This is a genomic window from Ilumatobacter sp., assembly GCF_039969435.1.
GTDB lineage: Bacteria > Actinomycetota > Acidimicrobiia > Acidimicrobiales > Ilumatobacteraceae > Ilumatobacter_A.
Genome location: NZ_JBDVNU010000016.1, coordinates 22,436 through 33,469 on the forward strand (window position 1 = coordinate 22,436; position 11,034 = coordinate 33,469).

At 64.1% G+C, this 11,034-nt stretch carries 12 protein-coding genes; 8 read left to right on the top strand and 4 right to left on the bottom strand.

Annotation, left to right across the window (positions count from 1 at the left end):
• Positions 1 to 46 precede the first annotated feature (46 nt).
• The 3 genes from ABJK40_RS08865 to ABJK40_RS08875 are packed head-to-tail and all read left to right on the top strand — an operon-like array spanning position 47 to position 1,912.
• Positions 47 to 328: a PqqD family protein gene (locus ABJK40_RS08865; RefSeq protein WP_348480860.1), complete on the top strand. Its 282-nt coding sequence runs from the start codon at positions 47 to 49 to the stop codon at positions 326 to 328.
• Complete coding sequence (locus ABJK40_RS08870) at positions 315 to 1,097, top strand: ABC transporter ATP-binding protein (RefSeq protein WP_348480859.1); 783 nt, start codon at positions 315 to 317, stop codon at positions 1,095 to 1,097. The genes ABJK40_RS08865 and ABJK40_RS08870 overlap by 14 nt, the downstream gene beginning before the upstream one ends.
• A complete protein-coding gene (locus ABJK40_RS08875; RefSeq protein ID WP_348480858.1) occupies positions 1,097 to 1,912 on the top strand; it encodes an ABC transporter permease in 816 nt (271 codons plus the stop codon). Before ABJK40_RS08870 ends, ABJK40_RS08875 begins: the two co-directional genes overlap by 1 nt.
• On the opposite strand, the gene ABJK40_RS08880 is transcribed toward ABJK40_RS08875, so the two are convergent.
• On the bottom strand, positions 1,906 to 2,883 hold the full coding sequence (locus tag ABJK40_RS08880; RefSeq protein ID WP_348480857.1) for a hypothetical protein: 978 nt from the start codon (positions 2,881 to 2,883) through the stop codon (positions 1,906 to 1,908). The genes ABJK40_RS08875 and ABJK40_RS08880 overlap by 7 nt on opposite strands.
• A 394-nt stretch (positions 2,884 to 3,277) precedes the next feature.
• Between ABJK40_RS08880 and ABJK40_RS08885 the strand changes: the two genes are divergently transcribed.
• The gene (locus tag ABJK40_RS08885) at positions 3,278 to 3,607 is read left to right on the top strand and encodes a hypothetical protein (protein WP_348510235.1); all 330 of its coding nucleotides are present in this window, start codon (positions 3,278 to 3,280) and stop codon (positions 3,605 to 3,607) included.
• A 99-nt stretch (positions 3,608 to 3,706) separates the two neighbouring features.
• Here the strand turns inward: ABJK40_RS08885 and ABJK40_RS08890 are convergent, their stop codons facing one another.
• Both ABJK40_RS08890 and ABJK40_RS08895 read right to left on the bottom strand, forming a co-directional pair.
• Entirely contained in the window at positions 3,707 to 4,492 is a 786-nt protein-coding gene (locus tag ABJK40_RS08890; protein WP_348480855.1) for a GNAT family N-acetyltransferase, read from the bottom strand.
• A 167-nt stretch (positions 4,493 to 4,659) separates the two neighbouring features.
• Positions 4,660 to 5,820 carry a nucleotidyltransferase family protein gene (locus tag ABJK40_RS08895; protein WP_348480854.1) on the bottom strand — a complete coding sequence of 387 codons (1,161 nt, stop codon included), beginning with the start codon at positions 5,818 to 5,820 and terminating at the stop codon, positions 4,660 to 4,662.
• A 205-nt stretch (positions 5,821 to 6,025) separates the two neighbouring features.
• Between ABJK40_RS08895 and ABJK40_RS08900 the strand changes: the two genes are divergently transcribed.
• Both ABJK40_RS08900 and ABJK40_RS08905 read left to right on the top strand, forming a co-directional pair.
• Complete coding sequence (locus tag ABJK40_RS08900; RefSeq protein WP_348480853.1) at positions 6,026 to 6,970, top strand: glycosyltransferase; 945 nt, start codon at positions 6,026 to 6,028, stop codon at positions 6,968 to 6,970.
• 291 nt (positions 6,971 to 7,261) lie between these two features.
• On the top strand, positions 7,262 to 7,801 hold the full coding sequence (locus ABJK40_RS08905) for an FkbM family methyltransferase (RefSeq protein ID WP_348480852.1): 540 nt from the start codon (positions 7,262 to 7,264) through the stop codon (positions 7,799 to 7,801).
• Positions 7,802 to 7,837: 36 nt separating this feature from the next.
• On the opposite strand, the gene ABJK40_RS08910 is transcribed toward ABJK40_RS08905, so the two are convergent.
• Positions 7,838 to 9,028: a glycosyltransferase family 4 protein gene (locus ABJK40_RS08910; protein WP_348480851.1), complete on the bottom strand. Its 1,191-nt coding sequence runs from the start codon at positions 9,026 to 9,028 to the stop codon at positions 7,838 to 7,840.
• A gap of 623 nt (positions 9,029 to 9,651) precedes the next feature.
• Between ABJK40_RS08910 and ABJK40_RS08915 the strand changes: the two genes are divergently transcribed.
• A complete protein-coding gene (locus ABJK40_RS08915; protein WP_348480850.1) occupies positions 9,652 to 10,227 on the top strand; it encodes a hypothetical protein in 576 nt (191 codons plus the stop codon).
• A 486-nt stretch (positions 10,228 to 10,713) separates the two neighbouring features.
• A partial coding sequence (locus tag ABJK40_RS08920; RefSeq protein ID WP_348510236.1) for a hypothetical protein occupies positions 10,714 to 11,034 on the top strand: 321 nt, incomplete at its 3' end.

The following is an 11,034-nucleotide window of genomic DNA, read 5'->3' on the forward strand; positions in this document are numbered from 1 at the left end:
CGAAGCGACCGAAAACCACGGCAAGCATGGCGCTACCCTTGGACAGATGGTCGGATCCTTCTTCACGAGATGCAAGAACGTGGTGTACGAGGTGTCCGCCGGACGCGCAGTATTGATGGACACCGCTGGGCACGAGATGATCACGCTGAATCCCGTGGGAACGAGCGTCTGGGAGCAGTTGGTGGAGCCACGTCGTTTCGAGGACCTCGGCGATGCCCTGTCGGTCGCTCACCCGGACGTTCCGCGCGAAACCATCGACACCGATGTCCAGGCGTTCCTCGACGAGATGATCGACGCCGGTCTCCTCGAGCGCAATGCTCCAGGTTGATTCGGTCAGCAAGATTTTTCCGCGCCAGCGTGGGATTCAGAAGGCATTCGCGAGAGCAGCGTCCGAGGACGACGTCGTCGCATTGCGCTCCGTCGGCTTCTCGGTCGACGCCGGGCGCATCGTTGGCTTGGTCGGTCCGAACGGAGCTGGCAAGACCACGCTGATGCGAATCATCTCGACACTGCTCGATCCGTCGACCGGCTCCGTCGAGGTCAACGGCTACGAGTCGACGACAGCAGCAGTCGACGTACGACGCAACATCGGGTTGGTTCTCGCTGACGATCGGTCCCTCTACTGGCGGCTCACCGGTCGCCAGAATCTCGAGTTCTTCGGCGTCATGCAGGGACTGTCCCGATCCGATGCGGTTGGCCGATCCGACGAACTGCTCGAACGGCTCGGCCTCGCCCATCGTGACAAGTTGGTGTTCGGTTACTCGTCGGGGATGCGCGCTCGGCTGTCGCTCGGACGCGCGATGATCGGCCGACCGCCGCTTCTCCTTCTCGACGAGCCGACGCGGGCACTGGACCCGATCGCCGCCGACGACATGGCCGATCTGCTTCGTCAGACAGCCGAAGCCGGCGTCGCGGTCCTCTTGTCGAGTCACCGACTCGACGAGGTCGAGAACGTCTGCGACGACGTCGTCGCTCTGGTCGACGGCGGCATTCGTTTCGATGGCACGGTCGAGGAACTCCGCTGCAACGGAGGCTTTTCCGCTGCTCTGCGGGCGATGCTGGTTGTCGACCCGGCACCAGCCGAGGAGCAGAGTTGATGAACACCACTCATCAACTCACGCGGCTCGCGGCGATCACTCGCCGTGACTGGCAGATCGAGCGGTCGTACCGATTGCGATATCCGGTGAGGATCTTCCAGGTCGCGATCACGATGGCGATCTTGTACCACGTGAGCCAACTCGTGACCGACGCACCCGAACTCCAGGCGTTCGGTGGAGACTATTTCGACTTCGCCGTCGTCGGTCTCGCGGTCGTCTCCATCTCGCAGCTCGGCATCTCCACCTTCAACGCCAACATTCTTCGGGAGCAATCGCTCGGCACCATGGAGGTGTTGCTCTCGACACCCACTCCGATCTGGGTGTGGCTCGCAGGTTCCTTCGCATTCCCGATGATCCTGACGGCAATCAACGTCGTGATGTACGTCGGCATCGGCATCGGCGTCATGGGCAACGGCCTGTCGATCGGCGGGTTGCTGATGGCGCTCGTCGTACTCGTTCTGACGCTGCTCTCGTTCTGCGCGTTCGGGATTGCCGGGGCGAGCTTCGTCCTGCTCCTGAAGCGTGGCGACCCGTTGGCAGGACCCTTGGCGCTCTTCACGTCGATCGTGAGCGGTGCGCTCTTCCCCGTTTCGACGATGCCCGCCCCGTTCGTGTGGCTCGCGCACGCATTCCCGGCCTTCTACGGGATCAACGGCTTGAGAACGGCACTGCTCACCGACGCGGCGCCGACCGATGTCATCCCCGACATCTTGATGCTCATGGCGTTCGACGTCGTGCTGCTGCCGGCGTCTCTGCTGCTGTTCAACCGTGCACTTCGCGCCGCGCGCACGGCCGGGACGCTCGCGAACTACTGAATGCCTGGCTCGGCGAGGTCGCTCAGTGGTCGCCCGGACCCGGTGAGGCTCGGCCCGATCGTTGCGAGGAACTCATCGACGGCTGCTGCACGCTGCGTCGGGTCGCGGTCGTGAAGGTACTCGTACACAGGCATCCGGGCCATCGCTCCAGAGAGACGAAAGATCTCACGGAGATCTCCGCTCAGACGCCCGATGCCGAGCGAGAGTGCGAATCGTTTCAACAGTGTCGGAGAGTCGCCAAGCCGCATCCACGCCGCCGCGCCGCCGGAGTGGTCGACGATCACGATGCCAGCGAGCACTGCGCTCCCAGGTGTCAGTCGGCCTGCAGCGGGAAGCCTCCATCGGTTACGAGCGTCGTCGTCGATCCGTTGGCCGTCCGACGGGATGTGCTCCATCGCATCCGTCGGAATGTTGAGGGCCTTCGGAAGCGCCCAGACACGAATCTCACCATCTGCGCCGTGGCCGAGGAATGCCAGGTCGTCACCGAAGGCGAGCCAACCCGATCGCAATGCAGCCGCCGCGAACGTGGACTTCCCGGCGCCGGTCGGTCCTGCAGCGAGGAGGGCGTGGCCATCTGCCGCGAGCACCGCTGCGTGAAGCGGATAGCGGCCTTGCAAACTCAACGCGTCGACCAGCGGATACTGGAGAGCGAGACGGACGGCCCGATCGGTGTCTCCGAGTCCGGTGGGCGTCCAGACGACGACGCCAGAACCTCGACGCTGCCCGCTTGCACCGCTTGCGTGGCGCGTCACTACGCCATCAGCAGTGTGCCATCGCTCGACATCGTTGATCGAAACGTCCGCCAGCCGATCGGGAACCGACAGGGGCCTGGACGAGAACTCGATGTTGATCGTGGGCGACCCCGTTGCACTCGGGCACGCTCCGAACATCGACTCGACAGCCCGGGCGACATCGCCCTCGACCTGCGCCACCTCGACGATGACGTCAGCGAGCAAGAACCGGCGACACATGTCTCGCTAACCTACTGGTCGATGCCCGGCAAGCCTGTCACGCATGCCGCTCGCCTCGACGAGACGCATGACGCCGAGCTTGCGACGAGTGTGTCCGCCGACGCCAAGATCGCAGTGCTCAAACAGCGCGTCTCACATGCTCCCCTGTGGATCGTGGCTTACGGGATCTCGATGGGGAAGTCGATCCAGACCGGCACACGAGTCCGCATCGTCCAGCACCGCCGAATGCGGCGTGGACGCGTCTACGCATTCATCGCGACGAGCGGGACACTCACCGTCCATCGGTTGCGCGGAGTGTCTGCCGGTCGGGCTTGGCTTCGAGGCGACGGAAACGCTCACGACGATCGGCCCGTGAGCACCGAGTCGATCATCGGGCGAGTCGACAGAATCGAGGGTGTCAGCACTGCGGCGTTCGTGGCTCGTGACGTCATCGGACGAGTACGCCTCGACGTCGACTCCGTTCGACGTCGTCTCCGACGCTGGCGTCGCACTCGGCGCCGGTGAACTCCGCACGCAGTCGGTCACGAGCGACACCTCGAGGCAGACCGGCCGCAGCTGTGGACAAGCAGCGGAGGAAGAGGTACCCTCGCTCCTGGCTGCACAGCACTCGGCGGGCAGCGCATCGACAGGAGTAGTAATGACGTACGAAGCACCGGCAATCGAGCAACGAGAAGCGATCGACGGTTCGCTCGAGGACAAGCTCCCCGAGCTCGGCGGTAGCTGAGAGGTTTTCGACGAGTTCGAGAGAGTCCCGAGGCGTCGCCTCGGGACTCTTTCGCGTCGTGGCCGACTTCCCGCTCGTCAACACAGATGGGAGCCGACCTCAGAGTTCGGTGATGTCGACCGCCCGAAAAGTGGTGACGGGTCGCGACTCGATCGGCCCGATCCGCTCGACCAGTTTGCGGAGACGCCCGTGCCCCCTGAACCGGTGTCGTCGACGCAGTGCCACCCGGTACGCATCGCTCTGGAGACGGTCGATGCCACCGTCCCTTTCGAGACGCATCGGGTTGCTCGGTGCGATGGCGCCGAAACCGCCGACGCCCAGCGCATCGAAGTACGCCGCGAATCGGGCGAGCAGCGCAGTACCGACGCCACCGGAGCGCGCTTCGGGCAGCACGCTCAGCGCATCGATGTAGCCGTATCGCCGTGTCAAGGCACTCATCATGCACGCACCCACGAGCACGCCTTCATCATCTCGACAGATCGCAATCGATTGGTGGGTGAGTCGATGGCGAATCAGTTGTCGTAGCTGCCAGATCGTCTTCACCGAGTTGAGGTCGTAGTTCCTGTAGTGCTCCACCAGTTCATCGAGGTCCAGCAGCGTCGCCATCCGCGTCCGACTCTCCACCACGCCCAGGACATCTCCGATCGGAGCTTCCGCGCGAAGAACGGGAAGCTCGTAGATCGCGCGAGCCCGCACCAGACCGGCGACCAGCGGAGTGACGTCGTCGCCCGAGCCCGCGACGCCTGACGGAGCATGTCGATTGACCAATCCAGCGATCGCGCGAGCCGACTTCGGGTCCGAGACGAAGGCGGATGCCTCGAACCGGTCGAAGGCGAGCCGTTCGAAGTCGACTGCGCCGAGGAGCGTGCCGTCGCGATCGAGCACGACGTACGAGCGATGCCACCCCTCCCAGCGGCTTCGAGCAAACGCACTCGCAACACGTGTGGTGCGTGGCTCGTGAGCCTCGATGAGCTTCGCCCAGCGTGCGTCGCCCCCCCAACACCGCACGACACGTACCTCGCCGTCGCCTCGCCGACGAGGGACACGAACTCTCATGACGCTGCGACCAGTCCGAGGAAGTGATCGCGCTCGTCCGCGTCGCTCGTCTCGTGAACGGGCGGTTGGATCACTCGCCGCCTCACGGCACTCCACATGCGGGGCACAGCCGCCTGCACCGTGGCGCGCGCCGTGCCGTGTACCGAGCGTGCAAGGAGACGTGCGAGTGTGTCGTGCTCGTGGAGACGGTGCGGTGACGAGATCGCCCTGACCCGACGCTCGGCGGCGAGCAGGGATCGGTCTGCGAGGGCCGCGAGGACCTTCTCCGGCACCTTCGCCCCCACCAGCCGCGCACGATCGAGCGCCACGGCGACCGATGGGCCACACCCGTACCGTCGCGCTCGGCGAACCAACTCGGTGAGGTCCGGTGTCTCGATGGCCAGGCAGCGTTCGATGTCCTTGAGCCACACGAGGCGATGAGCACCTGACCGGGAGGCGTGAAAGGCGAGGTGGAGCAGCATGTCCACCGAATCGAACGTCGGCACGCTGAACCCGGCAACGTCGTGCTCTTCCGATCGATCGATCATCTCGACAGGATCGAGATCGAACCGGCGGCGATCCGGAGCCGAGTACACGAAGTGCCAGTGGACGTCGATGTCGATCGGGCCCCGGCACATGTTGAACTCCGATGCCATGAAGCGTTCAGCCAAGGGCCAGTTCTTGAGGTCGTGCTCGTAGCCGGACTGTTCGAGCAGGGCCACCACGCACGGGAGATTCGTCGGCCGGATCAGCAGGTCCAGATCGCCGTACTCGCGGTCGCCCGAATCCGAGTACAGCGAACTCGCTAGCACCGGTCCCTTCATGACGACCCAGGAGACATCGGCGGTGCGGAAGTCGCGGGCGACCGCGTGCAACGCTTGTGATGCCCTAAGGTGATTCACCCTGGCCAGTCGACGGCGTCCCGCCAGCGACTCGAGCGTCGACTCCGGAACACCCGGGACGCCGTGCAGCGACTCGAGCACGACACCGGACACTCGGTGCAGAGCGGCGGCCTCGGGGAGAAGTTCCACGGGAGCACGGGCGATCAGTCGGCTCAGGTCATCCCGGCGGTCATCGAGTCCGTACGCCCGGACCGAGCCGACCAGGAGGTCGATGAGCGAACCGGCTTCTCTGCGAGACAACGCAGCGAGGCGTCGGGCGGGCACTTCGTCGGACATGCAGTGCTTCATGCTAGTCAGTGACCCGACACTCGATGCCTGGACCTCCACACGACCCGGAGTGATCAGCAGTCGTTTCGCGGTCACCCCCGCTGGTCGTGAGATACAGTCTCGCTGTGGGTTGGACCATCGGCAAACCCCAGACCGAGGAGAACCCGGCACGTTCGGGAACCGGGTTCGACATGATCGCAAAATCGACGCCTCGATGACCGGCTCACAGCCGGTGCCCGGGTGTGCAGTCGCGATCGCGACCCGCGACCGGGGTCACAGGATCACGCCACTGCTCGAGTCGCTGCGGGCCAGCGATTTCACCGATTTCGAAGCAGTCATCGTCGACCAGAGCACGAACGACGAGACGGAGCAAGCGGTCGCACCGTTCCTCACCGACGACCGGTTCACCTACGTGCGATCCGACCAGCGAGGCCTCAGTCGAGCTCGCAATCTCGCGGTCTCGATGACGACCGCGCCGATCATCGCCGTGACCGACGACGATTGCATCCTGTCGAACGACTGGCTCGACTTGATGCTCGAGTCGATCAACACCGACGACCGGGTCGCCGTCGTGTTCTGCAACGTCGAGCCGGTCCCGGTCAGTGAGCCCGGCTACACCCCGCACATCCGGTTCGAGGAGGCGCATACACTGACCACCGCTCGCCAAGCGTGGAGTCGTGCTCGCTCCGGACTCTGCTTGGGCGCGGGTATGGCCGTTCGACGAGAGGCGATCGAGGGACTCGGTGGATTCGACAACGAGTTGGGTGCGGGCGCACGCTTCGGATCGACCGAGGACAACGACCTGTCCTGGCGGGCCCTGATCGCGGGGTGGAAGGTCCGCCACGACCCTGCACCGGTCGTTCTCCACGACGGCTTCCGGAATTCCACCGAACTCCGCGCTCTTGTCGTCCGCGACTTCTTCGGCGTCGGCGGGGGGATCTCGAAGCACGTCCGGACTCGACAACCGGGAGCACTGATGTTCCTGTTCTCGTGGTTGTGGAGGTTCGGGATCGCAGAACCGGCCCGACAGGTGCTGTCGGGCCGTCGACCGAACGGATTCCGCCGCCCGGTGGAACTGATGAAGGGGTTCACTGCGGGTCTGAGATCACCTTTCGACCCGGCGACCATCAAGTTCATCGATCCCGAGCAACCGGCGTGACGCCGCGCCGACCTTCGAGCGATCACCGGCTTCAGCGACCGGATCGGGGCGACTGGCATCACTCGATGCTTCGCCGTCGGTTCATGGAGAACCTGAAGGACGCGAAGTACATGGGGCCTGGATTTCTCAAGCGTCACCTTCTTGTGCTCGGAGTGCCGGCCACACTGCGAGGCGTTGGAACGATCGATCTTCGTGCTGGAAGCAGCGACGTCGATGTGTTCCGTCAGGTGTTCAGGCAGTTCCAATTCGGTCTTGGTGAGTACCCGCAGGGCCGCTCGGTGATGGACCGCTATGACGAGATCGTCGAGGACGGTCGGACGCCCCTCATCATCGATTTGGGGTGCGAACAACGGCGCCTCGGCACTGTGGTTCAGATCCACGTACCCGGCAGCGCACATCGTCGCCGTGGAACCGGAGTCGTCGAACGTTCGCGTATTGCGGGACAACACCGAGCGCTCCCGAGTGGCGGTGATCGAGGCGGCGATCGGCTCGCGGTCGGGGTCGGTCGACATCGCCGATCATGGCCACGAGTGGGGCTTCAGGACCACTCGATCCGACACGGGTACGACGCCGATCGTGACGATCGACGACATCGTCACCGGCTGCCCAAATTCGGACCTGTTCATCGTGAAGGTCGACATCGAAGGATTCGAGAACGACCTGTTCTCGGAACACCTCGAATGGCTCGACGACGTGTTCGTGGTCATGATCGAGCCGCACGATTGGATGTTGCCCGGATCTCGCTCATCAGCGGCTTTCCAGGAGGCATTCGGCCAACGGGACTTCGACATACTGCTGCGCGGTGAGAACATCGTGTACGTCAGACGATGAGGCGACACGAATTCGGTGGATCGGTCGTCAGGTGTTTCAGTCTGGTTCAGCCAGCAATTCCACGACGCCCTGCCATCGAGCGCTGAGATCCGAAGGATCGAAACGGGCACGTGCCGACTCCGTCGCCGCCGCTCCCATCTTCTCCCGCAGCAAACGGTCGGACACCAGCGACTCGAGCGCCTCGGCCAATGCTTCCGGATCTTCGACCGGAACGAGGAAACCGTCCTTCGCCTCGCGCACGATCTCCGGGACGCCGCCGGAGCGGCAGCCGACCACGGGCAGCCCCGACGACATCGCTTCGATGAAAACGAATCCGAACGCCTCGTTCACGGTGGGCAGGCAGAAGATGTCGCTTCCGGCGAACAGCTTCGGAAGGTCGTCGCGGAAGCCAGCGAAGACGACTCGGTCACTCGCACCCGATTCGTCGGCGAGGCGACGGAGTTCCGATGGGTAATCAGCACGCATGTTCGTACGCCCACAGACGACGACGATGAGATCGGGATGGTCGGCTTGCATTCGAGCAAACGCACGCAGCAGTGTGTCGACTCCCTTGCTCGGATCGAGGCGGGCGGCAGCGATGATCACGATCGCATCCGGATCCAACCCGAAAGCTTCGCGAACGTACGCCGGGTCTCTGGCCTCACGGAAGCGGTCCAGGTCGAGAGGGTTGTGCACGGTGTGAATGCACGCCGCCCCGACTCCGTGCTCGATGGCGCCCAGTCGGACGAACTCCGAGACCGCGATCGAACGTTTGCTCGCCTTGGCGATGCGCAACGCAGCCGGATTGAGCCACGGCCCGATGGGATAGCTCAGATGGATGATGTGCGGTCTGCGGATCAAGGAACTCAGCACGCGGGCGACGATGAGGTCGATCGTCTGCTGCGACGTGTACAGCACGTCGGGGCGAACTCGGCGCGCCCATCGCCAGATGCGCACAGCACCGCCGGGAAGCCGCCGTCCCATCAGCAACGCGCGGCGCAGACGTGTGAGTCGGTGCGGCATCGAGAAGTCTCGGCCGATGTCGATCAGGGTGTGCCTGGTCCGGTCCACTTCATCGGCGCTCGATCGGCTCCCTTCGACGAACGCCTCCGGACCGCTTGCCGCCGACTGCCACAGGAACCATGCGTCGATCTTCTCGGGATCGGCATACTCGGCGAGTCGCTGATGCAGCGGATACTCGACCGATGAGTTGCTTGCGAGGTGAACGAAACCTACTCGCACTGCCATCGATCCAAATGTAGCAGTGGCCCCTCGGCTGAACCGGCGACGCGCTGCGCCCGCGGACCGGGCGCACACGAGGATACTGACGACACCAGGATGATGGACTCGGATACGCTTCGCCGTGGCGAGACGACATGGGAGGCCACGTGCAGGGCACACACCGAACACGGATTTTGATCGCAGGCGGAGCGGTACTGCTGTTCGCCACCGGCGTCACAGCCGGGTTGGCCATCAGCACCGCTGAAGACAACGACGCGTCCGGCGAGTTCGTTGGGGCGCTCGTTCCCGCTTCTGAATCGACCCAGCCGTCCGACACGCTCCCTACGACATCGGAGATCGCGGCCGCCGAAACGACCCCGGCCGCAGTGCCGGACGACCAGCCAGCACCTGACTCGAATGGATTCAGCGGAACCTTCGACGATCCTTCATCGCTTGACGCATTCGACTTCGAGGTGCACCACCGGTCCGATCACGATCCGGATGTCGACTACCCGGCATCGAGGAATCAGAAGCTCGGAACCGAGACCTGGCCCGGGGATCACGGGCTCTCATGCGGTCCCCCCACCGAGAAGCGCACACTGTCCGCGTCCGACAGGGCGGACAGTGTGTACCACTGCAGGGAACATCTCATGACGTCGATGGGTGACGTCGACGGCTACTCGACGATTGCATTCTCTCCGAAGCAGGTCTTCGAGCGCGTGTCGCAAGTCTGCTGGGACCAGAACGTCACCGACATGGGCGGCCGCCAGTGGACCGAGGTCGTCATCACTCCGGCTGACGCCATCGCAACCATCGACGGTGAATTGCATCTCGCCCACACCGGACCAGGCACGATCGGAGTCGACGACACCGGCTCGCTTCATGCACCGGAAACCTTCGGCATCAAGCTTGCAGGTCCGTACGACGGACTGTCAATCTGGCAGAGCGGCGGGCTCGCCGACAACGACCCGTACTACGCGCACGCCGATGCCGAAGGACTGGCATCGGTCGCCGTTCGCCGCCAGCACTGCATCACCGACCTCGGCAACGGACTCGTCGAAGTGCGTATCGACCAGGGCGCATCCGAGTACGTCCGGGAGGTCCCAGGATTCTTCCCGACCGATGCCCGCGTGATCTTCGAGGACCACAACTACACACCCACGAAGGACCAACCGTCGGACATCACGTTCACCTGGCACTGGGACAACGTCGTCGTCACACAGTAGGACCACGGGCGTCTATCCCTTGGTCGCCCGGTTTGGGGCTCCGGGCGGACACCGACGAGCGGCGCCGGCCCGGACGTGATCCGAAGAATGCCCAGTCAATGAGAAGTCCTCCGTGCCTCTCCTCGAGGCGAGTCTCTTCGAGATCTGTTGTCACCGAACCCCCTGACCTTGTTGGATGGTCCCCTTCGCGACACCAATCGTCTCAGTTGCACAACCGCAGCACGGTCACACTCCAGAAGCGACCCGACCCGATCCCGACGGAAAGTCAGCAAATGACGACACGAGAAAGACTTCCTTGACGTCAGGGCAGGGACACTCTCCCGTTGACGATGAGCGGCGTTCGACCACTGACCGCGGCGCCGTTGCGGTCTGCGGCCGGTCGCCCTCAACAGTGCATCAAGTTGTTCAAGTCGCGTGCGGCGGGGCCGAAGGACCGATCCACCAATCGAAGCGGACTCGAAACCGCTCGGCACAGGGGACGCTCTCATGAACCAGATGATCGCAACTGCAATCGTGGCCGCCAGTATTGCGACCCTCGGGGGGATCGGTGCGACTGCGACTCAGGGAGCGAGCGCGGACACTGGTTGCTGGGACGAGTACAACGTACGGGGTTCCAGGAAGTACTCGGTGGTGACGCCACACAACGTGGATCTGAAGGACTGCACGCCCGCCGACAGCTGCCTGTTCAGGTACCGGGCGCACGACGGCAGAAAGATCAAACTCCTCGTGCCCTACGGCATGAATCCGACGGTTGCGTGCAAGCCCGGCACGTCTCCCGCGACCACCATCGCCCCCGCGACCACCATC

Excerpts from the sequence above, each read along its gene's own strand:
- ABJK40_RS08895 (WP_348480854.1), bottom strand. The coding sequence starts at position 5,820 with ATGTCCGACGAAGTGCCCGCCCGACGCCTCGCTGCGTTGTCTCGCAGA.
- ABJK40_RS08865 (WP_348480860.1), top strand. The coding sequence starts at position 47 with ATGGTCGGATCCTTCTTCACGAGATGCAAGAACGTGGTGTACGAGGTG.
- ABJK40_RS08875 (WP_348480858.1), top strand. The coding sequence starts at position 1,097 with ATGAACACCACTCATCAACTCACGCGGCTCGCGGCGATCACTCGCCGT.
- ABJK40_RS08870 (WP_348480859.1), top strand. The coding sequence starts at position 315 with ATGCTCCAGGTTGATTCGGTCAGCAAGATTTTTCCGCGCCAGCGTGGG.
- ABJK40_RS08900 (WP_348480853.1), top strand. The coding sequence starts at position 6,026 with ATGACCGGCTCACAGCCGGTGCCCGGGTGTGCAGTCGCGATCGCGACC.
- ABJK40_RS08880 (WP_348480857.1), bottom strand. The coding sequence starts at position 2,883 with ATGTGTCGCCGGTTCTTGCTCGCTGACGTCATCGTCGAGGTGGCGCAG.
- ABJK40_RS08905 (WP_348480852.1), top strand. The coding sequence starts at position 7,262 with ATGACGAGATCGTCGAGGACGGTCGGACGCCCCTCATCATCGATTTGG.
- ABJK40_RS08915 (WP_348480850.1), top strand. The coding sequence starts at position 9,652 with ATGACGTCGATGGGTGACGTCGACGGCTACTCGACGATTGCATTCTCT.
- ABJK40_RS08910 (WP_348480851.1), bottom strand. The coding sequence starts at position 9,028 with ATGGCAGTGCGAGTAGGTTTCGTTCACCTCGCAAGCAACTCATCGGTC.